Source organism: Bacillus sp. FSL K6-3200 (assembly GCF_038630485.1).
GTDB classification, from domain to species: domain Bacteria; phylum Bacillota; class Bacilli; order Bacillales; family Bacillaceae; genus Bacillus; species Bacillus safensis.
Window position 1 is genome coordinate 244,497 of the sequence record NZ_CP152032.1, and the last position, 26,977, is coordinate 271,473.

General features: G+C 40.6%; 29 protein-coding genes. 10 read left to right on the plus strand and 19 right to left on the minus strand.

The features are described 5' to 3' along the window. Positions 1–70 precede the first annotated feature (70 nt). The 10 genes from MHI60_RS01275 to ggt form a co-directional block, all read right to left on the minus strand. Positions 71–1,102: an alcohol dehydrogenase catalytic domain-containing protein gene (locus MHI60_RS01275; RefSeq protein ID WP_144470252.1), complete on the minus strand. Its 1,032-nt coding sequence runs from the start codon at positions 1,100–1,102 to the stop codon at positions 71–73. Then, positions 1,099–1,545 (minus strand): hypothetical protein, encoded by a 447-nt coding sequence (locus tag MHI60_RS01280; protein WP_144470250.1) that lies wholly within the window; start codon positions 1,543–1,545, stop codon positions 1,099–1,101. The genes MHI60_RS01275 and MHI60_RS01280 overlap by 4 nt, the downstream gene beginning before the upstream one ends. A gap of 60 nt (positions 1,546–1,605) precedes the next feature. Then, on the minus strand, positions 1,606–1,884 hold the full coding sequence (locus MHI60_RS01285; RefSeq protein ID WP_003212259.1) for a PTS sugar transporter subunit IIB: 279 nt from the start codon (positions 1,882–1,884) through the stop codon (positions 1,606–1,608). Positions 1,885–1,903: 19 nt separating this feature from the next. Further along, positions 1,904–3,277 (minus strand): PTS transporter subunit IIC, encoded by a 1,374-nt coding sequence (locus MHI60_RS01290; RefSeq protein ID WP_035700436.1) that lies wholly within the window; start codon positions 3,275–3,277, stop codon positions 1,904–1,906. 53 nt (positions 3,278–3,330) lie between these two features. After that, positions 3,331–3,798 carry a PTS sugar transporter subunit IIA gene (locus tag MHI60_RS01295; protein WP_144470248.1) on the minus strand — a complete coding sequence of 156 codons (468 nt, stop codon included), beginning with the start codon at positions 3,796–3,798 and terminating at the stop codon, positions 3,331–3,333. Between the two features lie 241 nt (positions 3,799–4,039). Continuing rightward, complete coding sequence (gene cysA, locus MHI60_RS01300; RefSeq protein ID WP_186437319.1) at positions 4,040–4,771, minus strand: sulfate ABC transporter ATP-binding protein; 732 nt, start codon at positions 4,769–4,771, stop codon at positions 4,040–4,042. A 15-nt stretch (positions 4,772–4,786) separates the two neighbouring features. Beyond that, entirely contained in the window at positions 4,787–5,656 is an 870-nt protein-coding gene (gene cysW, locus MHI60_RS01305) for a sulfate ABC transporter permease subunit CysW (RefSeq protein ID WP_144485053.1), read from the minus strand. 5 nt (positions 5,657–5,661) lie between these two features. Next, the gene (gene cysT, locus MHI60_RS01310; protein ID WP_111291258.1) at positions 5,662–6,507 is read right to left on the minus strand and encodes a sulfate ABC transporter permease subunit CysT; all 846 of its coding nucleotides are present in this window, start codon (positions 6,505–6,507) and stop codon (positions 5,662–5,664) included. Between the two features lie 11 nt (positions 6,508–6,518). Next, the gene (locus MHI60_RS01315; RefSeq protein ID WP_342502664.1) at positions 6,519–7,556 is read right to left on the minus strand and encodes a sulfate ABC transporter substrate-binding protein; all 1,038 of its coding nucleotides are present in this window, start codon (positions 7,554–7,556) and stop codon (positions 6,519–6,521) included. 259 nt (positions 7,557–7,815) lie between these two features. Continuing rightward, the gene (ggt, locus tag MHI60_RS01320; RefSeq protein ID WP_144485051.1) at positions 7,816–9,567 is read right to left on the minus strand and encodes a gamma-glutamyltransferase; all 1,752 of its coding nucleotides are present in this window, start codon (positions 9,565–9,567) and stop codon (positions 7,816–7,818) included. Between the two features lie 227 nt (positions 9,568–9,794). Between ggt and MHI60_RS01325 the strand changes: the two genes are divergently transcribed. The 6 genes from MHI60_RS01325 (at position 9,795) to MHI60_RS01350 (ending at position 13,383) form a co-directional block, all read left to right on the plus strand. Then, complete coding sequence (locus MHI60_RS01325; protein WP_144485049.1) at positions 9,795–10,253, plus strand: ASCH domain-containing protein; 459 nt, start codon at positions 9,795–9,797, stop codon at positions 10,251–10,253. Positions 10,254–10,459: 206 nt separating this feature from the next. Further along, the gene (locus MHI60_RS01330; RefSeq protein WP_024426775.1) at positions 10,460–11,077 is read left to right on the plus strand and encodes a DUF47 domain-containing protein; all 618 of its coding nucleotides are present in this window, start codon (positions 10,460–10,462) and stop codon (positions 11,075–11,077) included. A gap of 15 nt (positions 11,078–11,092) precedes the next feature. Further along, a complete protein-coding gene (locus MHI60_RS01335; RefSeq protein WP_017359158.1) occupies positions 11,093–12,091 on the plus strand; it encodes an inorganic phosphate transporter in 999 nt (332 codons plus the stop codon). A gap of 146 nt (positions 12,092–12,237) precedes the next feature. Further along, positions 12,238–13,008, plus strand: a complete 771-nt coding sequence (locus MHI60_RS01340; RefSeq protein ID WP_024424960.1) for a type II toxin-antitoxin system SpoIISA family toxin — start codon at positions 12,238–12,240, stop codon at positions 13,006–13,008. Continuing rightward, entirely contained in the window at positions 12,977–13,153 is a 177-nt protein-coding gene (locus MHI60_RS01345) for a type II toxin-antitoxin system SpoIISB family antitoxin (RefSeq protein ID WP_078061713.1), read from the plus strand. The genes MHI60_RS01340 and MHI60_RS01345 overlap by 32 nt, the downstream gene beginning before the upstream one ends. Positions 13,154–13,251: 98 nt before the next feature. Then, positions 13,252–13,383 (plus strand): type II toxin-antitoxin system SpoIISB family antitoxin, encoded by a 132-nt coding sequence (locus MHI60_RS01350; RefSeq protein WP_141211629.1) that lies wholly within the window; start codon positions 13,252–13,254, stop codon positions 13,381–13,383. Here MHI60_RS01350 and MHI60_RS01355 read toward each other — a convergent pair. Next, positions 13,372–14,271 (minus strand): N-acetylmuramoyl-L-alanine amidase, encoded by a 900-nt coding sequence (locus MHI60_RS01355; RefSeq protein WP_144485047.1) that lies wholly within the window; start codon positions 14,269–14,271, stop codon positions 13,372–13,374. The two genes, MHI60_RS01350 and MHI60_RS01355, sit on opposite strands and share 12 nt — an antisense overlap. A gap of 310 nt (positions 14,272–14,581) precedes the next feature. Here MHI60_RS01355 and MHI60_RS01360 point away from each other — a divergent pair, with 310 nt between their 5' ends. Further along, positions 14,582–15,130: an ImmA/IrrE family metallo-endopeptidase gene (locus MHI60_RS01360; protein ID WP_048238591.1), complete on the plus strand. Its 549-nt coding sequence runs from the start codon at positions 14,582–14,584 to the stop codon at positions 15,128–15,130. A 2-nt stretch (positions 15,131–15,132) separates the two neighbouring features. On the opposite strand, the gene MHI60_RS01365 is transcribed toward MHI60_RS01360, so the two are convergent. Beyond that, entirely contained in the window at positions 15,133–15,756 is a 624-nt protein-coding gene (locus MHI60_RS01365) for a poly-gamma-glutamate hydrolase family protein (RefSeq protein WP_144485045.1), read from the minus strand. Positions 15,757–15,998: 242 nt separating this feature from the next. On the opposite strand from MHI60_RS01365, the gene MHI60_RS01370 reads away from it, so the two are divergent. Beyond that, positions 15,999–16,370, plus strand: coding sequence for a DUF5412 domain-containing protein (locus MHI60_RS01370; protein WP_142944574.1), 372 nt, complete (start codon positions 15,999–16,001; stop codon positions 16,368–16,370). 235 nt (positions 16,371–16,605) lie between these two features. Here MHI60_RS01370 and MHI60_RS01375 read toward each other — a convergent pair whose 3' ends face one another. Beyond that, a complete protein-coding gene (locus MHI60_RS01375; RefSeq protein ID WP_144485043.1) occupies positions 16,606–17,430 on the minus strand; it encodes a methyl-accepting chemotaxis protein in 825 nt (274 codons plus the stop codon). Between the two features lie 221 nt (positions 17,431–17,651). Between MHI60_RS01375 and MHI60_RS01380 the strand changes: the two genes are divergently transcribed. Further along, on the plus strand, positions 17,652–19,124 hold the full coding sequence (locus MHI60_RS01380; protein WP_144485041.1) for an FAD-dependent monooxygenase: 1,473 nt from the start codon (positions 17,652–17,654) through the stop codon (positions 19,122–19,124). Positions 19,125–19,156: 32 nt separating this feature from the next. Here MHI60_RS01380 and hag (MHI60_RS01385) read toward each other — a convergent pair whose 3' ends face one another. The 5 genes from hag (MHI60_RS01385) to MHI60_RS01405 form a co-directional block, all read right to left on the minus strand. Further along, positions 19,157–20,098, minus strand: a complete 942-nt coding sequence (hag, locus tag MHI60_RS01385) for a flagellin Hag (protein ID WP_095408261.1) — start codon at positions 20,096–20,098, stop codon at positions 19,157–19,159. Between the two features lie 282 nt (positions 20,099–20,380). Further along, positions 20,381–21,316 carry a flagellin Hag gene (gene hag / locus MHI60_RS01390; protein ID WP_095408260.1) on the minus strand — a complete coding sequence of 312 codons (936 nt, stop codon included), beginning with the start codon at positions 21,314–21,316 and terminating at the stop codon, positions 20,381–20,383. 248 nt (positions 21,317–21,564) lie between these two features. After that, positions 21,565–22,500, minus strand: coding sequence for a flagellin Hag (gene hag, locus MHI60_RS01395; protein ID WP_095408260.1), 936 nt, complete (start codon positions 22,498–22,500; stop codon positions 21,565–21,567). Between the two features lie 359 nt (positions 22,501–22,859). Further along, entirely contained in the window at positions 22,860–23,639 is a 780-nt protein-coding gene (locus MHI60_RS01400) for a kelch repeat-containing protein (protein ID WP_242058396.1), read from the minus strand. Positions 23,640–23,683: 44 nt separating this feature from the next. After that, positions 23,684–24,298, minus strand: a complete 615-nt coding sequence (locus tag MHI60_RS01405; RefSeq protein WP_144485444.1) for a TetR/AcrR family transcriptional regulator — start codon at positions 24,296–24,298, stop codon at positions 23,684–23,686. 209 nt (positions 24,299–24,507) lie between these two features. On the opposite strand from MHI60_RS01405, the gene MHI60_RS01410 reads away from it, so the two are divergent. Continuing rightward, the gene (locus MHI60_RS01410; protein WP_144485446.1) at positions 24,508–25,620 is read left to right on the plus strand and encodes an NAD(P)-dependent alcohol dehydrogenase; all 1,113 of its coding nucleotides are present in this window, start codon (positions 24,508–24,510) and stop codon (positions 25,618–25,620) included. Positions 25,621–25,706: 86 nt separating this feature from the next. Here MHI60_RS01410 and alr read toward each other — a convergent pair whose 3' ends face one another. Beyond that, positions 25,707–26,888, minus strand: coding sequence for an alanine racemase (gene alr, locus MHI60_RS01415; protein WP_144470236.1), 1,182 nt, complete (start codon positions 26,886–26,888; stop codon positions 25,707–25,709). Positions 26,889–26,977: the final 89 nt, after the last annotated feature.

The following is a 26,977-nucleotide window of genomic DNA, read 5'->3' on the forward strand; positions in this document are numbered from 1 at the left end:
TTGTCAGAAAAAAAGAGAAAGGCAAAGCCCTTTTCCAAAGAACTTCTCTTTCTCTTTCAATCTCATACATTCATTCATCTGGATACATCATGATTTTAACGCTCTCACCCTCAGGATGCCTCGCACATTCTATCGCCTGAAGCAGCTGGCTTAACGGATAACGATGCGTCACCATCTTTTCAGTGTTGACCACTTTTGCTTTCAGAAGCTCAAGGGCTTCACGATAGTGATATGGATGAGAGGAATAGGCTCCTACTACCTTCACTTCATCATTGAAAAATCGTTCAGCAGGAACAGCCACATCGCCCTTTGGAAAATGGGCAAACACCAAAATCGTCCCGCCTCGCGCTACAGCTTGAAACGCCTCTTTTAAAAGCGCACTGCTCCCAACAGAAATAATGACGAGATCTGCTCCCTTTCCATTTGTTTCTTTCATCACCCGGTTTTCCACTGGCTCAGCGGCTGGATGAAAAGCGGCATCTGCACCTAAACTTCTCGCTTGCAGCAGCCTGTTCTCATTCACATCTGTTATCATCACTTTTCCAGCTAAGTAATATTTGGCAAGCTGCAATTGAATACAGCCAATTTGCCCCGCTCCAAGAATCAAGACGGAATCACCTGGATGAACAGGTGCTCGTTCAAATCCGTGCAGACAGCAAGCAACCGGTTCTACCATCGCCCCTTGCTCATACGATACGTCTTTTGGGAGCTTGCCCATCGTGTGCTTGACATGCAAAGCAGGTACACGGATATATTCTGAAAACCCGCCTGGCTCTACATTTGTGGCTGTAAACTGCGGACACATTGTATAAAACCCCTTTTGACAAAAGTCACAGGTGAAACAAGGCACATGATGCGCCACATAAACCCTGTCTCCCGTTTGGACATTTGTCACGCACTTGCCAGTCTCGACAATATCACCAGCGATTTCATGTCCTAACACCGTCCCAGGAGGTACTGTCTCATGCGTTGCTTTGTAAATATCCGTTCCGCATAAGCCGCAGGCTCGCAGCTTTAACAGAACTTCATCATCACCGATGACTGGTCGGTTCCGCTCCTCATACCGAATGTCCTCTGAAGAATAAAAGACAGCTGATTTCATGTAGCAGCATCCTCCTTTTCATCATCCTTCGCAAAATCCTGTAACGTTTGAACAAGCTGCTTGTACTCACTCATCTCGCTGGATATCCAGTAGCGCCCTCCGAATATACGAGATGGTCCCACCCTGACATAGACTTTCCCAATATGAGGATAAGGCTTTAAAAATAGCTTTCCTTTAATATCAGAAACTGCATACGTGTGCCATCTGCCAAAAGCCCCTATCTTCAGTTGATCTTCACTAATGACGACATTTGTCGGCTGGTTCAGTCCTGTGATACTAGACAGCATGAGAATCGGCAGTGTATAAACGCCTAACACAGCTAACGGCTCAGGTCCTGCTGACCATAACGTATAAAGAGACCAGAGAAAAAACAGACAGATGAGCACAGCCGGAAGAAAAATAGACAACACTGCAGACGTTCGGCTATAAGCATGATGCTGCATGAGACTTCCTCCTTTCAGATCACTAGAAGGAGCTCGAAAGCTCCTCCTTGCAATAGTCTTCTACTTGATATGATCGATGATTTTCTCGATATCATCTTCAATACCAAATCCAGTTAAAAAGGATAATGTTTGAATCACAGGTGTCCCTTTTGTATCACTTACAGGCGTTGTCGTCACAATTAAATCGGCGCCTTCCGCTTTTTGCGGGACTTCAGATGCCTTACACTGTTCCACGACGACATCATATCCTTTTTCCTTTAACGTCTCTTCTACCTTTTTAGCCACAACCGTTGATGTTGCAACTGCCGTTCCGCATGATACTAATATTTTCTTCGCCATTAGAATCCCTCCAGTTCATTTATTGGTCTTTCTGATCTAAGCCCATTTCTTTCGCATACTGCTTTTTAATATCATTTCGCACCCAGTACCATAGAAGCGCATAAGCCAGAGCACAGATGATCGCTGCAATAAAGTAAGGGTTGCTCGGATCAAGAAGTCTCACCATGATCCAAGGAATAACGTGAGAACCAAGATCAATACCTGAAATCATGTTTGCCCCTTCTGGGAAATCAAAGCCGACTGCTTTCCCCATTGTTGTGGCAAGCGGTGCAAGGTTCGTTGCGATAAAGAAGACAATCATTAATGTAAAAATACTGTTAATAAGACCGCGAATAATGTTTCCACGAGCGGCTGCTACTGCCCAGACAACTGTAAATGGCAGAACCGATAAGTCAGCAAACGGGAGCATGCCATTGTAAGGCAGAACAACAGCGAGCAAAATCGTAATTGGCACCATTAAAAGGGCTACCGCCATATTCGCTGGATGACCAATAACAATTGCTGTATCTAAACCAATATAAACATTTTTTCCCGGGAAACGCTTTTGAATATAAGAACGAGCGCCCTCAGAGATTGGAATGAGTCCCTCCATTAATAACGCAACCATTCTTGGCATTAAGACAAGAACTGCCGCCATTTGAATACCGAGCGTCATCACGCCTTTTGCATCATAGCCGCCGAGAAGACCAATAATGATACCAAGTATGAGACCCATCACAAGCGGTTCGCCAAAGATGCCAAAGCGTTTCTTCAATGTTTCTGGATCAGCATGAATTTTGTTTAAACCAGGAATCTTATCAATGACGCGGTTTGACGCATACATCAGCGGTGCAAAGTTGACCGTTTCAGCATGAGCCATCGATACCCCTTTTAATCCGAAATGGTGTTCGATTGTCGGCGCTGTCCAATCGGCTAATTTTAGCGTGATCGCAGAGACGATCAAGCCAACAGCAAGAGCCAAGAACATATTATGATAAGCGTAGTAAGTAACAGAGGCTGCGAAAATCAAATGCCAGAAGTTCCAAATATCCACATTCAGCGTTTTCGTAAAGTTCACGGACAATAAGATGACATTTAATAAAAGCACAAGAGGAATCATGAGCGGGGCAACAGGTGTACCAAAGGATATGGCAGCTCCAATCGGCCATCCAACATCCAAAATATCGAGCTTTAGCCCAAGGGAATTAACCATGGCTTTCGCTGCTGGCCCAAGACCGCTCACGAGCAAATTAATGACAAGATTAACACCGACAAATCCAATTCCGATCGTAATACCGGCCCTGAAGGATTTCTTAAAGCCCTGCCTTAAAATCATACCGAAAAGCGTCATAATAATCGGGAGCATAATAGTTGGTCCAAGGTCTAATATAAAATCGACGGCTTGCTTGATCATACATCCACCTCCTGAATTTTTCAGATAAAGCGCTTACATCATTTCATGAATGATTATTGGTTTAGCTCTTGTTGAAGCAAGTGAGCCGCTTCTTCATAAGAGGTCATGTGAGACAGCTTTGTCATCACTTCTTCTTTTCTAAAAAGTGTCATCAGCTTCTCCAGCATCACAAGCTGCTTGCTAGGCTCAGAGATTGCTAGGACAAACACAATTTTGGCTTGCACTGTTTCATCGGGGCTCCCCATCTTATGAAACACGACAGGTTCCTTTAAAGTAGCTACACTAATCGCCGGTTTGTTCACATGCTCAGGATCTGTATGCGGAATCGCCACCCCAAAAGTTGCAAGCGGGAGACCTGTAGGATATGTTTTTTCTCTTTCAAGCACTGCTGGTAAAAAGCTCGATTTAATGTACCCTCCAGCTTCTAACCGCCCTGCTAAATATGTGGTCACCTCCTCTCTCGAAGATGCTTCGAACTGCAGCTTAATCAGTTGTTCATCTAACTCAAACAAGCTGTTCAAACAACCACCCCTTTCATTTGGTATAAATATGAACACATGTAACAAAAAGAAAGAACATTTTAGAATAGAACCTTTTATAAAGCGCTTACAATTATGCGTTCTGAAAAATGTTCAATACTGTTACCTTTGTAAAGATATTATAATATTCGAAATTATAAGTCAATGTTCCTAGGGGAATTTTTATAAAAAAAAAGACGCAGTGATCACCGCGTCTTTTCCTTCTTACCTTCTATACTTCTTGTTAAATGTGGCTTCCTATATCTAAAAATTCAGATACAAATAGATTGTCAGTCTGTACTGCCATTTCTTCCTTTGTGCCAATTTTTTCGATTCTTCCTTCATTCATCACTACGACACGATCAGCAATATCGAATGCTTCTTCTTGATCATGTGTCACAAAAATGGTGGTCATTTGAAAGTCACGATGAACTTTTTTCAGCCAATGCCTTAATTCTTTCCTCACCTTTGTATCAAGTGCACCAAATGGTTCATCTAAGAGGAGTGCCTTTGGCTGAACGGCAAGTGCGCGCGCCAATGCTACACGCTGCTTTTGACCGCCTGACAGCTGATCTGGATACCGCTGCTCATACTGCGTAAGCTGAACAACCTCTAAAAGCTCGTGTACCCGCTCTTTGATGTCTTTTTTAGGCAGTCTTTCTCCTCTAGGTTTAATTTTCAGCCCGTATGCCACATTATCAAAAACAGTCATATTTCGAAAAAGCGCATATTGCTGAAACACAAAACCGATCTGCCGTTTTCGTACTGGAATGTGTGTGTAATCCTGATCTCCGAATAAAATCTGCCCGTAATTGGCGTAATCAAGACCTGCAATGATTCTTAATAACGTCGTTTTCCCAGAACCAGATGGTCCTAATAAAGAAATCAATTCACCATTTCTTATCGATAAATCCACGTTTTGCAAAACCTTTGTCTGACCAAATTGTTTTGAAATTTGTTTTGCTATAATCCCCAAGGCCGATCCCTCCATTTATGTTGACCGCTTGCCAAGCCGGTGATCCCTCTGCTGAATGATTTGCTTAATGATTAAAGTAATGACTGCCACAAACGCCATGAGAGACGCCACAGCAAAAGCGGCTTGAAATTGATACTCATTGTATAAAATTTCGATATGAAGCGGCATCGTATTGGTCATCCCTCGAATATGACCTGATACAACCGACACGGCACCAAATTCACCAATCGCTCTTGCCCCGGCTAAAATGACACCGTAAAAAAGAGCCCATTTGATATTTGGCAGTGTCACAAAGAAAAAAGTCTTCCATCCGTTTGCACCAAGTGTGAGCGATGCTTCCTCCTCATGAATGCCTTCATGCTGCATAAACGGGATTAACTCTCTAGCAATAAACGGAAATGTAACGAATATGGTGGCTAGGATCATGCCTGGTACAGAATAAATGACTTTCCATCCATTCGCCATAAGCCAAGGCCCTAAAAGCCCGTTTGAACCAAATAAAAGCACAAATACAAGTCCAGCAATCACAGGCGAAACGGCAAACGGAAGATCAATCACAGTCGTTAACAAACGTTTTCCGCGGAAGTTAAATTTTGTGATAAGCCATGCAGCACTAACCCCAAAGATCATTTGAAGCGGTAAGGTGACGACGACAATGAAAACGGTCAATTTGATCGCCGCTAGTGTATCTGGATGTGAGATGGCCAGAAGGTATGAACTCCACCCTTTCTCAAATGCCTTTGAAAAAACGGCGATCAGCGGTATGAGTAAAAATAAAATCAAAAAAGCATACACTACCGTAATGAATAGGATTTTCACCGCTTTAGATTCGGTTACAGGACTTTTATACTGAACATGGTGCTGTTGACTAAGCTCTCTCTCCAATGATTTCACCTCACGTATACTTGTTTTTTCCGCTCAACATACCACTGAATGCCGTGAATCAATAACAGGATGAAAAACGAAAGAAGCAGCATCAAGCATGCAATTGCTGCGGCACCATGATAATCATACTGTTCAAGTTTGGACATGATCATCAGCGGTGTAATTTCTGTTTTAAACGGAATATTTCCAGCAATAAACACAACAGAGCCATATTCACCTAGTGCTCTTGCAAACGCAAGTGAAAATCCAGTCATCACCGCAGGAAACAAGGCAGGCAGCAGTACGTGAAAAAAGGTCTGTCTCCTTGTCGCACCAAGAATCGCCGCAGCCTCTTCTACTTCCTGCTGCAGCCCTTCTATGACAGGCTGAACGGTTCGGATAACGAATGGAATGCCAATAAAAATCAGTGCCAAAATAATCCCAATCGGCGTGTACGCCACCTTGATATGCAGAAATTGACCAATCCATCCATTAGGAGAATAAAGGGTGGTCAGGGCAATACCCGCAACAGCTGTTGGGAGAGCAAAAGGCAAATCAATGAGGGCATCTAAGATTTTCTTTCCAGGAAATGTGTACCTGGCAAGAACCCAGGCAATCAGTACACCAAACCCTGCATTGATGAGAGCAGCTGTAAAGGAAGTCGTCACGGTCAGCTGAAGCGACTTCAATACTCTTGCATCGGTAAAAACTTTCCAAATCCCCTCTGCTCCTAATGAAGCCGTCCAAATAAATACCATGGATAAAGGAATGACGACAATCGCACTCACATAAACGAGCGTCACCCCAAGGCTCAGCCCAAATCCAGGCAAAATACGTTTTCTTTTATTGGCGGCTGCATGTGCTTTCTTCATCACATCGCCCCCTATTTTTGTCCGCTGTATATTTGATCAAATAAGCCGCCATCATCAAAAAATCTTTTCTGCGCCTTTCTCCACCCGCCAAACGCTTGATCAATCGTCACCATATCAATCTTTTTAAACTGGTCTTTATATTTATTTAAGACTTCTTGATTTCTAGGGCGATAATAGTTTTTCGCGGCAATTTCCTGCCCTTTTTTAGAATATAAATAATCTAAATAAGCCTTCGCCACTTTCTCTGTTCCTTTACGTTTCACATTTTGATCAACGACCGCAACGGGCGGCTCCGCTAGAATACTAATCGATGGGGTGACAATCTCAAATTTGTCTTTGCCTAGTTCGTGCTGCGTTAAATAGGCTTCATTTTCCCATGCAATTAACACATCCCCAAGACCGCGTTCAACAAAGGTCGTTGTGGCTCCGCGTGCACCTGAATCAAGGACTTCGACATGTTCATATAGCTTTTTGACAAAATCCTTTGTTTTTTCTTCATTCCCATGAAATGTTTTATCTGCATAAGCCCATGCAGCTAAGTAATTCCCTCTCGCACCGCCGGACGTTTTGGGATTCGGCGTAATGATGGAAACACCTGGCCGGATCAAGTCGTCCCAATCTTTAATATTTTTGGGATTCCCTTTTTTCACAAGAAACACAATGGTCGATGTATACGGTGTTGACTGATTTGGAAATTCTTTTTGCCAATCTTTCGAAAGCAGTCCGCGATCTGCAATCGCATCAATGTCATACCCTAAAGCCAGTGTTGCCACATCTGCCTCGAGTCCATCAATAATCGATCTTCCCTGCTTTCCTGATCCACCGTGAGACTGCTTGATCGTGACATCCTCACCAGTTTTGTCTTTCCAATACGTCTGAAAGGCTTGATTGTATTCCTGATACAATTCACGTGTAGGATCATACGAAACATTTAACAGCTCAACCTTTCCCTTTTGCTTTGAAGCTTCGTTTGCGTTTGAGCATGCAGTACTCGTCACAGCCAAGACGAATATGATGGTCACGACCCAGACCCATTTCCACTTTTTCATGTTATCCCGCTCCCCGTTATCAAATAATAGTGACACCAACCTTGCCGTTTCATACGCAAAAAAGACCCTTAGCCATCTGAAATACATCACAGTCCTGTACTTCAAATTGCCAAGAGCCTTCGGTTGTCCGATCAGCTATGTATGATTGATGTTAGTCTATATATTATTCAAACTATTCACAGGTGTCAACTCTGTTTTTCATTTAAACAAAAAAAGAAACGCCATCTTGAAGAGGCGATTCTTTTTCCGGGAAATGGTCTTAATCGGCAGATAGCTTTAAATTGACACCAACAGCGGTTCCATTTCTCGAGGAGTCAGCTACTCCAGTAAATGTCCCTGCTTTTCGATCAATGAGTAAAGCTTGCACATTTCCTATATCAATAGGTGAGCTGCCAAAACGGTGACCCATGTCATTTAGCTTCGTTCTCACATCAAGGGGAACACCTTCTTCGTAACGGTAAGAAGTTGTACTGTTTGTATAAATCCGTGGCTCTTCCACCGCATCTTGAAGCTCCATGTCGTATTCAAGCAAATTCAGAATGGTTTGTGAAACAGAAGCAATAATGGTCGTTCCTCCAGGTGAGCCCACAGTCATGACCGGCTCGTTATCTTTGAATATGATGGTTGGGGTCATACTGGATAATGGACGTTTATTTGGCTGGACTTCATTTGCTCCACCTGGTCTTGCGTCAAAATCTGTTAATTCATTATTTAAGAAAAAGCCGTATTCCGGAACAAGAATTCCTGTACCAAATAACTGTTCAATGGTTGTTGTGTATGACACGACATTTCCCCACTGATCAGCAACTGTAAAATGAGTGGTCTCGCCAATGGTTTTATCTTCTGGCTGCGGGACAATTGGGGATGGATTTTTTTCATCCTCATACGCCCATGGATCTCCTTCTTTCGGGTTTTTGTTCATTTGATCTAATTGAATGAGTGAGGCTCTTTTTGAAATGTAATCATCGTCTAGTAGTCCTTTTAGTGGAACATCTACGAATTCGGGGTCGCCTGCATATGCAGCACGGTCAGCATAGGAGAGATGCATTGTTTCAGCAAGCAGCTGATATTTTTCAAATGATTTGGGGTCATATTGAGATAGATTGAAGTGATCTAGTATTTTGAGTATTTGCAGCATAAACACCCCGCCCGAGCTTGGTGGAGGCATACTTGCAAGCTGGTATCCTTTATAGTCTCCCCAGATAGGCTTGTCAGTCTTGACCTCATAATGACCAATGTCATCAGTTGTCATCGTTCCGCCAAAATCTTGGACTGTATTTGCAAGTGCCTTTGCTACTTTTCCTTCATAAAATGCTTTGCTTCCTTTTTTCGCAATGAGCTTAAATGTTTTTGCAAGACCTGGCTGTACAAGCAGATCGCCTTCTTTGAGCGGCTGATCATCTGGAAGAAAGATTGGCGCTGCAGCCGTTTTTTTCAGCTTTCCTTGATGATCTTCAATGGCTTGTGCCAGAACAGAATCGATTTCAAATCCATCCTCTGCAAGCTGAATGGAAGGCTCAATCAATTCCTTCATCGAACGGGTCCCCCACTTATCTAATGCTGCCTCGAGGCCTTTTACTGTCCCTGGAACACCAACCGCATTTCCGTGTGTGGACCGCTCAGCAAATGGGATGACTTTCCCCTCATCTGTTAAAAACATGTCAGGTGTTGCGCCTTGTGGTGCTCTTTCTCTACTATTGATGATGGATGTTTCTTTTGTCTTTCCATCATAAACCATCATAAAACCACCACCGCCAATTCCAGACATCATTGGCTCTGTCACATTCAGTGCGTACTGGATGGCAACAGCAGCATCCACTGCGTTTCCACCTTTCTTCAATACATCAGCACCTACTTCTGATGCCAGCGGGTGAGCAGTAGCCACCATGCCATCTTTCCCAACAGCTACTTTACTCCCATGTGATTCGTTCGCATTGACATGGCTGACTGGCAGAAAAAACGAGAAAACAAACAGACATATGGACAAAACAGTTAGAGAAATGCGTTTCATGAACAACACCCCTTCCATATTCTTACTTTGACCTTACCGACTTCTTGACCAGAATACAATAGATTATTCTAAAATTTCAAAAATTTTCATCCTATCATCCTACATTTCCCAAATTGAACATTGTTTTTCAAAACATATGGCATATCCAATCATTAGGAATAAAGACACAGTATTTCCAATGATTCGGCTTCAAGGTATAATCAATACAACAAAGAGGGGGAAAAACGGTGAACAATAAAAGCAGATTATTTTGGGAAGACTATTGGAAAGAGAAATCAGAAAAAGCACCTGCTGACGCGTTTGTTTCGGCGTGGGCATTCGGCTCAGATCCTGATCATTTGCTTGATCTTGTAAAGCAAGGAAAAAAAACAGCCACTTGTTCTGGACATCTGTTTTATGAAAAGGAACAGGAGCCGCTTCCACAACCTGGACAATATGCGGTCATTTTGGACAGCCAGGAAGAGCCAAAAGCCATCATTGAAATCACACAAGTAGATGTCATGCCTATGAATGAAGTCCCCGAATCATTTGCACAAGCAGAAGGTGAAGGCGATTTATCTTATGACTATTGGTATAGAGAACATAAAGAATTTTTCACAGAAGCACTCCAATCATACGGATTAGATTACAAAGAGGATATGCTTCTTGTTTGTGAAAGGTTTAAGCTGATTCATTCGGCTTCTTAGCCTATAAGCGGTGCCAAAAATGGCCCGCTTTTTTTGCTGCTTTTCCCCTTTTCGAAAAAGGTGTGTTGAGATCACATCTTTAGGTCAGAATAAGATCAAATAGAAAAAGTGAAGAAATTTTCGACTACACCTGTTTTTTTTCGACAAAAGAATATATAATTATTTGATGTGTGCATTGTCTCATTTATACAATGGAGGGTTTTTACATGTTAAAAAGGAAAAAAGACAAGTTTTCCGTCTTGTTAACGGAGATTGCTAAAAATTTAGATGAAACTGCTGAGTATTTTGTTAGCTATAAAGTAACAAATCAAACCACTCTGAAAGAATTTTCTGACACATTGAAGGAATATGAGACAAAAGGTGATAATCATGTTCATACCATGATTAAAGAGCTGAACAAAGCCTTTATTACACCGATTGAACGTGAAGACATTCTTCAATTGACGAATAGCCTCGATGATGTTTTAGATGGAATTGAGCATTTTTCAGCAACATTAGAAATTTACTCAATCACAAGCTCTGACGAACATATCGACAAATTCAGCCACTACATCAGAGAGTGTGCGAAAGAAATTTTAATCACAATTGATTTACTAGCTGAAAATCGCTTGAAAGATATTCATCCGCACGCAATCAAGATCAAAGAGATTGAACATAATTGTGACAATCTTCATCGTAAATCATTAAAGAACTTGTTTGGAAAAGAAACAGATCCAATTAAAGTGATTCAATACAAAGAAATTTACGAAACACTTGAAGAAATCGCTGATTCCTGTCAAAGTGTTGCCAACAATCTAGAAACAATCATTATGAAGAATGCGTAACGGGGTTAGTTAAACATGGACACATTACTCATCCTTACCATACTTATTGTCATTTGTGCACTTGCTTTTGATTTCATTAACGGGTTCCACGATACAGCAAATGCCATTGCGACTTCAGTTTCAACGAAGGCATTAAAGCCTAGACATGCGATTATCATGGCAGCGTTCATGAACTTCTTAGGAGCAATGACATTTACAGGTGTGGCAAAATCCATTACAAAAGATATCGCAGATCCATTTACACTTCAAAACGGCTCTGTTGTGATCTTGGCTGCTTTAATTGCCGCCATCACATGGAACTTGCTTACTTGGTATTACGGGATTCCGAGTAGTTCTTCACATGCACTAATCGGATCAATTGCAGGAGCTGTTATTGCCTCTGCCGGTTTTGGCGCTTTAAACTATTCGGGATTCATTAAAATCATTCAAGCACTTTTGCTTTCACCTATCCTAGCTTTCGTATTGGGATATATCGTGTATACCATTATCAAAATTATATTTAGAAACAACAATCTCGCAAAAACAAATAAACAATTCCGACGTGTTCAAATTTTAACGGCTGCACTGCAATCGTATACCCATGGAACAAACGATGCGCAAAAAGCAATGGGTATTATTACGATGGCTTTAATTGCAGGTAATTTGCATACAACAGACGACATTCCTTTCTGGGTACAATTCTCTTGTGCTCTTGCAATGGGACTAGGTACTTCTATTGGCGGCTGGAAGATTATCAAAACAGTCGGCGGTAAAATTATGAAAATTCGTCCAGTAAACGGAGTATCTGCCGACTTAACGGGTGCAGCTATTATCTTCGGTGCGACGTTTATTCACTTACCTGTTAGTACCACTCACGTTATCTCATCTTCTATTCTAGGTGTAGGTTCTGCACACAGAGTCAAAGGGGTAAACTGGGGTACGGCAAAACGTATGCTTGTCACTTGGGTCATCACATTACCGATTTCAGGAACTCTAGGAGCTCTTATATACTTCGTGTTAAATGCGATTCTCTAATTTTAAAGACCTGTCTGACAGGTCTTTTTTTATTTGTCTGCACACCCAAACCCCTTTTACCTGCAGGACATTTTTTCATGAAGCAGGTTTTCCAATCATATCCATAGAAATAAACAAGTATTCATCTGTCTATGGGAGAGAAGAACATGCTATTATTTTTTCAATTGACCGTATGGTTATTGCTAGGTGCTCTTGCTGTGTATGTATTTGCAGTATGGCGTTTTGAACAAAAAGTAAAAGAAAAGATGTTTGCCATTCGTAAAACGTGGTATTGGATTTATGTAGCAGGTGCTGTTGTGTACTGGACAAATGACCCTTCTTCGATTTTCACCGATTGGATGCATTACTTGATCATTGCCGTTTTTTTCGCATTAACCGATGCTTTCATCTTTCTCAGCTCCTATATAAAGAAACTCGGAAATCATGAGCTGGAAACCGACACCCATCAACTCCTTGAACAAAATAACGATTTGCTTCATTCCTACCTCAATAAACTAAAAACGTACCAATACCTATTGAAAAATGAACCGATCCATGTATATTATGGAAGTGTAGAGGCATATATAGAGGGAATTGAGCGGCTGATTTATTCTTTTGCCGACAAGATGAATATTCAAGCGGTGCTTTGTCCATACGATATGCAGGAACAAAAAGACGACCTGCTTCGGACACTTGACCAGCGGGCTCTTATTCAGGCGAAGCTTGACAGGCAGGAAGTATATTACGATGATTTCGGTCATTTGGTGCTCATCCCATTTTCTGTAGCAGATGCTCATTTTGTCATTAAGCTTACCTCCGATGAGATTGTCACGGAGTTCGACTATTTATTAATGACATCACTTACAACAATTTATGACCTAATCTTGCCTGACGAAGAGGAAGGTGATGAAGATGGACCACGCACTTCAAGGGGATAACAACAATCGCAAGAAAAACCCTTTTAAGATTTTAAAGAAAAAACGCCATATCAGTATGGCCGATTATAAGGTAAGCCCCCATACTGAGCGAATTTTTAAAAAGAATGAACAGCTTCTGGATGAGTATAAAAACAAAAAGGCTTGATTACACTAAAGGACGCGGAACGAAATCCGCGTCCTGATTCCATTTTTACATAGACTTGCATACAATACACCATACGCTGCAACGATTGAGGTGCCAAAATGAAAAAGAAAATCAAACAACTGAGATATGTTCAGTTTGCCGAATATCAGCCTTCCCCATATACTCAGCGATTAATTGAAAAAAGTGAAACAGCCATTCAATCATACAAACAGAAACACTCACTGATTTAACAGTTTAAGCAGCTTTTCCTTCGTTTTAGGGCCGTATACCCCATCACTTGTCAGCCCGTTCACCAGCTGAAAGCGTGCTACGGCATTTGCCGTTTTTTCCCCGTAAACGCCATCGATGCCTTTATCTGCAGCCGATTTATCAGGATAAAAATAAACAGCAGCAAGCGCTTTTTGGACGAGTCGTACGTGCTCTCCCTTCGTTAAAGGCGAAGTCACCTTTAAAATCCCATCTGGCAGCTCATACATCATTTTTCCATCATTTCGATAAATTTTAAGAACCTGTCCAATTTGAATCTTGTTCGGGTCGCTAATGTTATTCCACTTCTGTATATCTTGTACTGTGACGTCATGAGCTTTAGCAATACTCGTTAACGTATCCCCGCTTTTGACAACATACGTGATGACCGTCTCCGGTTCTCCTGCTGTTTCAATTCCTTTTTTAAATTCATCCCATGTAGCGAGAAGCAGGCGAGGACATGCTTTTCCAGACCAATGCTGATGTGTGACCACATTCGCTAGTGGAATGTTATGTTCCTTTAACAGCTTTTGGATGAGCCATTGCGCATGTTTGACCGCTTGCTGGAAATTCCCATCTTCATTTTCACAAATTTCAATGCCGATCGACTTTCGGTTACCATTTCCATGTCCGTCCCCTGCATGCCAGCCATTTTCATTTAACGGCAGATGCTGAAAGATTTCATGATCATCCACTGTAAAGTGCCAGCTTTCCGCTGTCGTTGGGCGTTTCACATATGCTGCATGACTTTTCGCATCCGCCCCCTTTGACGTGTTTGCTGTGTTATGCACCGTGACATACATCGGTGTCATGGCGTATCCTGGGCGGTTTCCGTTTCCAACTGGAATAAAATCTTGATAAATTTCTACCATGTTTTGCACTCCCTTTTGCTAGATTGAATTGATCTTTCTCATCAATTGGTGGCGTTCGTAAGACAACATGAGTTTGTTTTAGTGAGAAGACTATGGTAAAATTTGAATTCAACCCACTCTTTTTAGTAGTGGAAAACGCAAAAATGAAGAAAAAAACAGGAATTAATTCCATTTTTCCTTGATTTTATGTTAAAATTGTTAAAAATAAGCCGATATTAAAAGTAAGCAATAGCTTCATTAGCTATTTAGTCCTATATGGACTTTTCTTTTACGCCAAAAATAGAACATACGTTTGCTTGGAGGTTTTTAAATGACTGGTTTTTTAACCCATTTAGAAGAAGAGATTAAGCGGTTATATGCCAAATTACAAATAAGCGGTCCTGCTTATAGAGACATGCAAAGGATCGCTTCTGAATTTCATGTATGGGTACACTATGAGGATACTGGCAGCATGATGATCAAGCATCAAGGTCTTTACAGTATTATATTAAACAGATCTTTATCTTCAGAGGAACAATGGCAGGATTTTGCTCACGAGCTCTGTCATGTGCTGAAGCATGCAGGTAATCATTTCAAGATGCACAAACTCTTTCGAGAACTGCAAGAGTTTCAGGCAAAACAATTCATGTATCACTTTTGTGTACCGACCTTTATGCTTCTGAAAATGAAGCTTCCAAGCCTTCGGCAGCAAGCCATTTTGCACATTGCGCAAACATTTCACGTCACCTGGGCTTTCGCTGAAAAGCGGCTTGCCTTATTCGAACAGCGGAAAGCAGGCATTCGCTTCCAACAGGAGTTTACCTCTTATTTAATGAAAGCCGAAAAGGTTGCGGAAAAAGAAGCTGTTTATCAAACGTGAGGTTATTCATAAAGGTTTAATAATTGCTTGAGTACATTTGTGTACCGATAAAATTGCTCATTTTGTGTTTCACGTCGATAGCGCCGTCTGAAATCTTGAAAGAATGCTCTTCTTTGCGCCTGACTGATTTCAAGTTGTACACTTTTTCCGGTCAGACATTGATTATTAATATTGTCTGGATGTGTTCCAGAATAACGATCAGATTCAGATAGTAGCACTGCGGGAAATCCATTAAGCGTTAAACGTTTCACTGTTTCTGCCGCTTTTTCTCTGTCTGTCCCGCCCACTAATGTTTGAAGCACCTCCGTTTCCCCGTAGCCATGGAGCGCAAACGTGTAATGATGGGTATGCACTTGAGAAAGGCAGACCGGCTCATCGAAACGTGTGCTTGTAATGTGAAGCACATGATTGCCTTTCACCTTAAGGCCTTCAAATAAATACATAGAATGATCACTTGCGATTTCATGAATAAGCTCACTCACGCCAGATTCAATTCCTCCAGCATGAGGGGACAAAACCAAAAGCTGGTCACCTTTCCGCTCGTGAAGAATTTGATAATCGATTCCTTTTCTTTCATGAGCGGAAAGCTCTTCATAACTTTGATACGTATCGATAATTTGCCTCATGTCATCTGCTCCATTTCTTTATATGAGCATAAGTCTACTGATCTCAAATTCTTTTGTAAAGGGATTTCGAAAGATCTATCGATATGAAACATCCTTAAATTTTCCTTATCTTTACGGCTATCTGTTGAATTTTGAGAAAAAATGACCGATAATTGAAATGAATAGAACTTTTGGACTATATGAATCTTTTTGCATTCTATCTCATAAATTAGAAATATTGTGATCTACATCTGGAGGAATTCATGTTAAAGAAGAAAACCACCATCACCCTTGTCATCTTATCCCTTAGCTTCGCTGGCATCATTTACTGGAAATGCTTTTCTCTTCAAGGCGTATCTCACGGAACCTTTATCCGCTCGATGACATCACCTGACGGAACATATATCATCAATACCTACCGTCATAGCGGAGGGAAACTAAAGGAGAACGCAGTTAGAGCAGAAATTGAAAACAAACTCACCCACCGAAAGAAAACGATTTACTGGAAATACCCTGATAAAGACCCCCTCATTAAATGGAAAAATGGACAGCTTGTTCAAATTGGGCATGAATTTTTAAATGTGGTAAAGGGAGAAACATACGATTATCGCTTTGATCGGAACAAAAGAAAATAGCGCATCAAAAAAACGAATCCTCTTGGATTCGTTTCAAATTGTTGACAAAGGGCTAAAATGATTTTTATTTTAGCCCTTTGTCTTCTTTTCAGCGTGATAGAAAACCTTTGCAGTCTAGGAAGGACGAGCACTGGAGCGGAGCGAATTGAAACATTCGTGAGCACCAGCGCGCAGGACTGACAAAGAATGCGAGGGTTTGTCTACACGCTGAAACGAATCTAATTGGATTCGTTTTTTACGTTGCCATCACATGCTGCATGAATTCTTTCATTTCTTTACTTACGATCGTCAATCGTTCCACGATCTCGCTAAACTCTGTCACAAGTAAAGCTTGCTCTGCTGATGAACCTTTCATATGACCCATACTCTCAAGTAATGTATGTATATTAGAGGAAATTCCTTGCAGTGAGCTTTCGATGTTTTCTGTTGCACGTGAAGTTTCACTTGAAAGCTTTTGAACCTCACTTGCTACAACACTAAAACCAGCACCCTCTTTTCCTGCCCTGGCTGCTTCGATTGACGCATTCAATCCTAGCAAACTCGTCTGTTTCGAAATACCTTTAATCATTTTTGTAATATCGGATGTTTTTTTCGAGCTTTCAAGTGTTTGCTGCGTTTGTAAGGTCATTTCCTCACTTGTCGCAGAAAGCTCCTCTGAATGCGCCGCCACCACATGCACCTTTTCTTGAATACTTTGAATGATGTCATTTAATGACTCCATATACGCTTCAAGCTCTAATTGATTTTTAATCGGGAAACCTAAAGCGAGTGCACCAATAACCTGTTGATTTTCATCAAAAATTGGCAACCCCATTGCATTTAACGGTATTCCATAGACCGATTCAGGTACAAACGTACTTGATGATTCACCTCTGAGCGCTTTTTTCATATTTAAATCATCTGGTTTAATGGGTTCTCCAGCACGAATTTGAAAATCAACATCTTTCGATGGCAAATACAGCAAGAATTTCTCTCGATCAATAACACCCATCGTCACTTCATTTTTTAAAATCTGCATCATATAAGGTGCTGCTGTCACAATACTCTGTAGTATATCCATTTTCTCTACCCCCTTATATTGTTTATCGGTCGCTCTTCTTAAATTAATAGTTACTTTTTAAAAATAATGATGATGATTGAAGAAATTCTTCATATTTATGAGTAAAAAGCAGGTCATTTCCTTTCTATATTCAACAAATCGCAAATTTGCTATAATTAATGAATCAATATATGATGAAATGGTCATGTAACCATTTTGTGTATTCATTGGAGGCGCATGTTGTGACACAACCCATGAAATATGAGCGGGCAATCGTCATTGGCGGAGGCATCACCGGAATGCTCGCTGCAAAAGTTTTATCAATGTTTTATGATCAAGTCTTAATTATTGAAAAGGATGAACTGCCAGACTCTCCTGAGAATCGTCTCGGCACTCCTCAAGCCTTTCATCCACATAGAATGCTGCCACTTGGCAAGCAAATCGTTGAACGTCTATTCCCTGGTTATACAAAAGAATTACTGGCAATGGGCGGATTTAATACAAGGGATCAAACCTCTCGATTTATCACAAAAGATGGCGAGTTAACGCTCACTGATACAGAAGAAACTGCCGTCACAAGACGCGCAATACTAGAGTGGGTGCTGATGCAAAGAATGGTAAAAGAGGACCATGTGCAGTTTTTAGAAAAACATGAAGCCATCTCGCTTCAGTTTAAAGAAGGAACAAATCAAGTCATGGGGCTCATCGTGAAGGACCGGCAAATAAAGCCTGGAAGCATTCATGAAATAAAAGCAGACTTAGTAATTGATACGTCTGGAAGAATGTCCAAGTTGCCAAAATGGCTGAAAGACGCTGGCCTCACCTTACCACAGACTGATGAGTTAAGTGTGTTTCTAGGATACAGCACAAGATACTATCAAATACCACCAGGTGCGCCGTACATGCAATCAATGGTCGTAGTTGGACAGCCTCATAAACAAATCCCAACAGGACTGTTTGAACGGGTAGATCATGATTTAGTGGCTGTTCTTCTTTCTGCAGCTGGCGGTTCACATTATCCAACAACGGATGATGCTCAATTTGATTCAGAAACCGCTGCACTGACCCATCCCGCAATAGCAGAAGCCATCACCCATTTAACGCACTTTACAAAACCAAAAGGATTTAGAGTCCCTTCTTGCGTAAGACATCACTATGAACAAATGCAGGATTGGCCAAGTGGATTATTGGTGATGGGCGATTCCTTATGTACGTTAGATCCTATTCATGGGCAGGGCATGACAAAAGCTGCCCTTGAAGCACAAACACTTGAACGTATGCTCAAACAAGCACAAAAAAATGAGCGGCTATCTTTTGAAAAGGACACATTACAACAAATGCAGCAAGCGAGTGAACTTGGATGGTGGCTTTGTGCCATTGCTGATATGGCGTGGGACGGCGTCGAGTTAAAAGGAGAAGCAACCATCCCCCACTTGACATTCGTACAGGAATTTTTAAATCGCTACGTACAATACGCCATTGTCACAAAACAGCCTGAATGTCTTGAGGCGTACCACCGGTTGCATTCTTTCTTAACAGAACCGAGAGAAATCATTAACTTAGAACAGCTGCACAACATGATTCAAGCTGACACCTCTGGAGAAACCGCCGAATGGTGGAAGCGATGGGATCAAAAGAACGATGAAGGCAACCGAGCTTTTTTCCATGAAGCGGTTCCTGACTTTCGTCTAGAGCACTTGCTGTCATTAAATTGAATCAAAAAAAGCCCCTATAAGGGGCTTTTTCATTAACGTAATAATTGAAGTACGTTTTGCGGCTGCTGGTTTGCTTGCGCTAACATTGCTTGAGATGCTTGAGAAAGAATGTTGTTCTTAGTGAACTCACTCATTTCTTTCGCCATGTCAACGTCACGAATACGAGACTCAGCAGCTGTTAAGTTTTCAGCAGAAGCACCAAGGTTATTGATTGTGTGCTCTAGACGGTTTTGGACTGCACCAAGTTTAGCACGTTGAGCAGATACTTGGTTGATAGCTGCATCAACAATTTTTAGTTGAGTATCAAAACCAACATCTTCTGCTTTTGCATCATTGTCAGCAAATTTTCTTACATCGATGTCTTTAACAGCTTGATTTTCTACAATTTCCCCATCAGTTTTAACTCCTAATGCATCAGTACTCATTTTTTCAATATTAACTGAAATTTGTTGAGTTGCGTTAGCACCGATTTGGAATACTAAAGCATTACCAGTAGCTGGATCCGGAGTTGCATCTGGATCTGGAGCTGCTGCACCCTCTCCTGCTTTAAATGTACCATCTAATAATTTTTTACCGTTAAACTCTGTACGATTTGAGATACCATCTACTTCTTCTTGTAATGCTTGAATCTCATCTTGAATAGATTGAAGATCCGTATCTTTGTCTTGTGTACCAGTGTTTCCAGCTTGAATAACTAGTTCACGAACACGTTGAAGGATTGAGTGAGTTTCAGTCAATGCACCTTCAGCTGTTTGGATAAGAGAGATACCGTCTTGTGCGTTTTTAGATGCCATTTCTAAACCGCGGATTTGTCCACGCATTTTTTCAGAGATTGCTAGACCTGCTGCGTCATCTCCTGCACGGTTGATTTTAAGACCAGAAGAAAGCTTCTCCATGTTCTTTTGCCCCGCTCCATTGTTTGCAGACAAACGATTCAGTGTGTTAAGTGCTGCGATATTGTGGTTAATTCTCATGTTTAATGACCTCCATGTGTTTGAACCAATTGGACATCCATGTCCAAAAGTTCTAAAACAGATTTTTTTGTAAGCCTTACATTCCCTTTATCGAACCATAATAGAGAATGTTTAACAAAAAAGGATCAAATAAGGAAAAAGATTTATTCATTATGATCGTTTCGCTAGAGAATACTTGAATTTGAGGTCTTTTTTCACATTTTACAAAAATGACTTAAGAATCATAAAAAGAGAAATTCGAAGAACAAGACATAAAAAAAAGCCCCATAAAGGGGCCTGTCATTAACGTAGTAATTGAAGTACGTTTTGTGGCTGTTGGTTCGCTTGTGCAAGCATTGCTTGAGATGCTTGAGAAAGAATGTTGTTCTTAGTGAACTCACTCATTTCTTTCGCCATGTCAACGTCACGGATACGAGACTCAGCAGCTGTTAAGTTTTCAGAAGATGCACCAAGGTTATTGATTGTGTGCTCTAGGCGGTTTTGAACCGCACCAAGTTTACCACGTTGAGCAGATACTTGGTTGATTGCAGAATCAACAATCTTTAATTGTGTATCAAAACCTACATCAGTTGCAGTTGCAGCATTATCAGCAAATTTAGTTACATCAATATCTTTAACAGATTGATTAGCTAAGATTGCTCTTCCAGTTGTATCAGCTGGATCTTTAACTCCTAGTGCATCAGTGCTCATTTTTTCGATGTTAACTGAAATTTGTTGAGTTGAGTTAGCACCGATTTGGAATACTAAAGATTTCTCAGTAGCAGTTGGTGCTGCTGGATCAGCAGGAGCTTTAAATGTACCATCTAACAATTTTTTACCGTTAAACTCTGTACGATTTGAGATACCATCTACTTCTTCTTGTAGAGCTTTAATCTCATCTTGAATAGATTGAAGATCAGTAGTTTTATCCTGTGTACCAGTGTTTCCAGCTTGTACGACTAGTTCACGAACACGTTGAAGGATTGAGTGAGTTTCAGTCAATGCACCTTCAGCTGTTTGAATAAGAGAGATACCATCTTGTGCGTTTTTAGATGCCATTTCTAAACCGCGGATTTGTCCACGCATTTTTTCAGAGATGGCAAGTCCTGCAGCGTCATCTCCTGCACGGTTGATTTTAAGACCAGAAGAAAGTTTCTCCATGTTCTTTTGGCTCGCACCGTTGTTTGCAGACAAACGGTTTAATGTGTTAAGTGCTGCGATATTGTGGTTAATTCTCATTTCCTATTACCTCCATGTATATGGGACCTGACAGACGTCCTTGTCTGAAAAAAGTCCTTTATTCTAGGGCTTAACAACCCTGACAATTAAAATATCGGTTTATTTTAAAGGATGTTTAGCATGATTTAAAATTAATTTATTAATTTACCCATCTATATTCATAATTTCGCTTAATACTTTATTTCTCGATTTTTATTAAAATATTCAAGGTTAATAAATATAAAAAAGCCCCATAAAGGGGCCTGTCATTAACGTAGTAATTGAAGTACGTTTTGTGGCTGTTGGTTCGCTTGTGCAAGCATTGCTTGAGATGCTTGAGAAAGAATGTTGTTCTTAGTGAACTCACTCATTTCTTTCGCCATGTCAACGTCACGAATACGAGACTCAGCAGCTGTTAAGTTTTCAGAAGATGCACCAAGGTTATTGATTGTGTGCTCTAGGCGGTTTTGAACCGCACCAAGTTTACCACGTTGAGCAGATACTTGGTTGATTGCAGAATCAACAATCTTTAATTGTGTATCAAAACCTACATCAGTTGCAGTTGCAGCATTATCAGCAAATTTAGTTACATCAATATCTTTAACAGATTGATTAGCTAAGATTGCTCTTCCAGTTGTATCAGCTGGATCTTTAACTCCTAGTGCATCAGTGCTCATTTTTTCAATGTTAACTGAAATTTGTTGAGTTGAGTTAGCACCGATTTGGAATACTAAAGATTTCTCAGTAGCAGTTGGTGCTGCTGGATCAGCAGGAGCTTTAAATGTACCATCTAACAATTTTTTACCGTTAAACTCTGTACGATTTGAGATACCATCTACTTCTTCTTGTAGAGCTTTAATCTCATCTTGAATAGATTGAAGATCAGTAGTTTTATCCTGTGTACCAGTGTTTCCAGCTTGTACGACTAGTTCACGAACACGTTGAAGGATTGAGTGAGTTTCAGTCAATGCACCTTCAGCTGTTTGAATAAGAGAGATACCATCTTGTGCGTTTTTAGATGCCATTTCTAAACCGCGGATTTGTCCACGCATTTTTTCAGAGATGGCAAGTCCTGCAGCGTCATCTCCTGCACGGTTGATTTTAAGACCAGAAGAAAGTTTCTCCATGTTCTTTTGGCTCGCACCGTTGTTTGCAGACAAACGGTTTAATGTGTTAAGTGCTGCGATATTGTGGTTAATTCTCATTTCCTATTACCTCCATGTATGTGGGACCTGACAGACGTCCTTGTCTGAAAAAAGTCCTTTATTCTAGGGCTTATCAACCCTGACAATTCTATTATCGGACGTGGTTATAGGATGTTTAGCATGTTTTTTAAAAGATATCACATTTTCCATGACTTTAATCCTGATTTTAACAATTATATAAAAACAAAAGCTGCTGATCTATAATCAGCAGCTCTATCGTTTTATAAATATCAATATTGCTTTATATCAAACATTAAGATATTTTGGTACACCACGTAATCCTTCTTACTTGTGAAAGGTCCTTTATTATGTTCATCATTGATTTCATAGAAGTTCATCCCAATTCCAAAACTTCTTTCTTAATACCAGTTAAGAAAATCGTTGATTTCTTTCATTGAAAGCAAATAATCCTTTTGCAGCCCGTTTATCATCGTAATGGAAAGTATACCTTTTGTTGCTTCTTCGCCTGGCTTTGTCCCGTCCGGATCTTTTGGTTCTTCGGTTGTATCGTCATCTGACTTTACTTCTTCTTCAGTTATTTGCAAGTCACTTAATAGAATAGAAATCACTGATTTGTAATCACTTTCGCAGAAAAGTTCCATATGAAATGAGTAGTTACGTCCGCCAATGACATACAATTGATCATCAACCATTGCTGCGACAGCTGATACTCTACCTTCTGGTAAATCATACGCTGAATTTTTAAATTGACCATCTTTCGGATTGAAAATTTGGACTTTATTCAGCATTTCACTTGAACGATCACCAGTCTGTTGTCCACCAATGACAAAAGAATTTCTCATTATATGTTTCGTAAGCTGGTGAAATACATATGAAGTTAAGTCACTATCTTTTAATTTACTCCATTTATCTGATGAAATATCATACTGGAACAAAGATATTTCTCTACTATGCCCAATCGCATTTTCTCCACCTGCAACATATATTTTGCCGTCAATTGCAGAAATGGCTCTCCCATTTCGAGGTGGTAAAGCCGATGAGTCCAAGCTCTTCCATTCACCAGTGGCAGTATTGAATTGATAGACATTATTTTTATAAGAGTTTTTTGAAGAGACAATATATATATTCTCTTTCACTGCAACTACTTTAAAACTCAAATGAAATAAAAAATCATTCATTCAATCATCTAAATATGTTGTGTGATGAAGATATGTTCTAAGCATTACGTTTTAATAATCGGTTCATCGCCATTCAGCTCAATCATGAGTGAGGATTGATTATATAATAAATTGATAATGCGGCGTGCCATTTCAGAGGGGGACGCATTGTAGTCATTTCTAATCCATTCAATGATAAAACCAAAGATGCCGTATGAACGATATTGGATAAAATAACTGTCGTTGATTTCTGCATACTGATCACTTACAAACGACATTCTATTTTGGAAGATGTATTGTATTTTCTTAAGCAATTGTTCTTGTATTTGCGGGATGCGGTCTTCCATAACTAATAAATCATAATAGTCGCGATTTTCGACGATATATTGAAATACATAGGTGCCCTCTGGTTTCATGCGAGTTAAGTCTAACAGGGGATTTTCACGAGTTGGTTTACAAAATTCATATTCGAAATCTTCCATTTCCCGATGAATAAAATCTGCTGCTAGTTCATCTTTACTTTCATAATGCACATAAAACGTCGTCCGGTTATAATTTGCCTTTTCCACAATATCCTTCACTTTTACGTGCGAATATCCTTTTTCTTTTACTAGTATTTTGAATGTTTGCCGAAGTGTTTCTTTTGTTCGCTCAACACGGCGATCCTCTTTTTTGATCATTGGCCCCTCCTTTAGACACTTTTAAAAAAATGTTGATTAGAGATACATAAATACCTGTATGTTGAAAACCTATACAAAAAAGTTTTTTTGCTGATTGAAACGAAAAATCTTTCGTCCTACAATCAACTTAGTCATAAAGAAATGAATTTTTTGTGACATTTGATCTAACTTTATTGAATATTATACTATACAAAGTGAGGGCACATGATATGGAAATTCAAGCGATGGTCACAACAAATGAAAAAGATTTCGAGAAACAAACGTTATTACTAGATGACCCAAAAGCAGATGAAGTGCTTGTCAAAATTGTTGCATCTGGCGTCTGTCATACTGATGCGACAGTATTAGATGGAACGCTTCCTGTCCCACGTCCTGCTGTATTAGGACATGAAGGCTCTGGCATTGTAGTCAAAGCAGGTTCTAATGTCACAACCGTTCAAGAAGGAGACCACGTTGTACTAGGCTTCGCTTATTGTGGTCATTGTCATAATTGTCTAGATGGGAACGCAGGTGGATGTGAAAACATGATTCCACTGAATTTTTCTGGTCGTAATAAGCATAATGAAACGCCTATCCATACACATGATCATCAAGATGTATCACAATTTTTTGGTCAATCTTCATTTGGAACATATGCAACGGTTGATGAGAAAAATGTGGTAAAAGTAGAAAAAGAAACCGATTTGCGTTATTTAGGACCATTGGGATGCGGCTTAATGACTGGGAGCGGTACTGTCTTAAATTCACTTGCTCCAGCACCTGGTACAAGCTTTGTAGTGTTCGGTACAGGCGCTGTTGGTTTAAGTGGGTTAATGGCAGCAAAAATCGCTGGCTGTGATCCGATTATTGCCGTTGATATTCATGATAGCCGCCTTGAGTTAGCAAAAGAATTAGGTGCAACGCATGTCATCAACAGTAAGCATGAAAATCCAGCTGGAAAAATTAAGGAAATAACAGAAGGCAAAGGTGCACATTACTCATTTGAAACAACTGGTGTACCAGAAGTCACTCTATCTGCCCTTCATTGCCTGCGTGTCAAAGGGACTTGTGCAACAGTAGCAGTAGGGAAGCGCGATTTAACATTTAATGTAACAAATGATTTAATGCTCAATGCTCTCACATTAAAAGGTGTGATAGAAGGGGATGCCGTTCCACAACTATTTATTCCTAAACTAGTGAAGTTCTTTAAAAATGGACAATTCCCAGTTGAGAAACTAGCAAAATTTTACGAATTAGAAGATATTGAACAAGCCTTTGAAGATTCTAAAAATGGATCTACGATTAAGCCAATTCTTATTTTAGATAAAGAGTATCGTGCTTAAATCGTAAAGTAGAACTTAAACTCGTTAGCTCCCTTGCCAAGTAAAGGGGGCTATTTGGATTTTCATATGAGGTCCAACAAATTGACTCACACATACATCACCGGCGTCGATATTTTAATAATCTTCCCGCCTCGACGATAAAACCTAGGAACGCGGCGGCTTAAAGTGGCAACAACCTCGTAGTTGATCGTATTGAGCATTTCGGCGATTTCATCGACAGAAATTTCTCCGCCCTTTTGACGGCCGTAAATAACGACTTCCTCGCCTTGCTTTGCTTTCATTTCTCCTAAACTGATCATGGTCATATCCATTGTGACTCGGCCAGCAATCGGCATTCGTTTTCCGCGGAAAAGCATAAATCCTCGATTGGATAAGGCACGTGAGTACCCATCTGCGTAACCGATCGGTATGGTCGCAATAACTTCATCAGGCTTTGCTACATAGGTTGCACCATAACTGACGGTCCTTGGCTTTGTCACCATTTCTTTCACGAACGCAATTCTTGCTTTTAAACTGAGAGCGGGCTCTAGCTTAACAGCATCTAAACTCTCAATGTATTGCGAGGGGTACAGTCCATATAATCCGATGCCGAGCCGAATCATATCTGCGCTAAATTCAGGAAATGCGATGGCAGCCGCTGTATTGTTCATATGTACTGTCGGCAGTGTAATGCCTTGTTTTTTTAAGAAACGAAGAAAATCAATAAAAATGCTGTGCTGCAGCAGTGTGAAATCAGGGTCAGGCTCATCCGCAGTCGAGAAATGCGTAAATATTCCATCCCACCTCAGGTTTTCACTCTCTTCAAGCGCCTCCACCACTGCTAACAACTCTTCCTTTGTCCGGACACCTAATCGTCCCATTCCCGTATCGACATTGACATGAATCCCTAGGCGATGCTGACTTTCTTCTTCCGCTAAGATCTCATTTGCTTGAACAATCCAGTCTTCTCGAAGGCCGGAGAGATCAATTCTCCAAGCTGCAGCCCTTTTCACACAGTCGAGCGGAGTAAATCCAAGGACCAGAATCGGTGCTTCAATTTTTGCTCTCCGCAATACAATGCCTTCTTCTAAGCTGGCAACTGCAAGCTCTGTCGCACCGCTTTCTAATGCCTGCCGCGCAACCTCCACTGAACCGTGTCCATAAGCATTCGCCTTCACGACAGCCATGATCTTGCTTTTCCTTGGAATATGCGCTTGAATGGCTTCGATATTTCTTTTAATCGCGTCAAGATTGACCTCGATCCAGACTTCCCTGCAAAGCTTTTGCATTTATGTTTCCTCCAGTCATTTCGATATCAATGTTCGTTTTCGTGTCTAGTCTATCTTTATTCATTTTTGAAGAAAACATTCAACCGCAA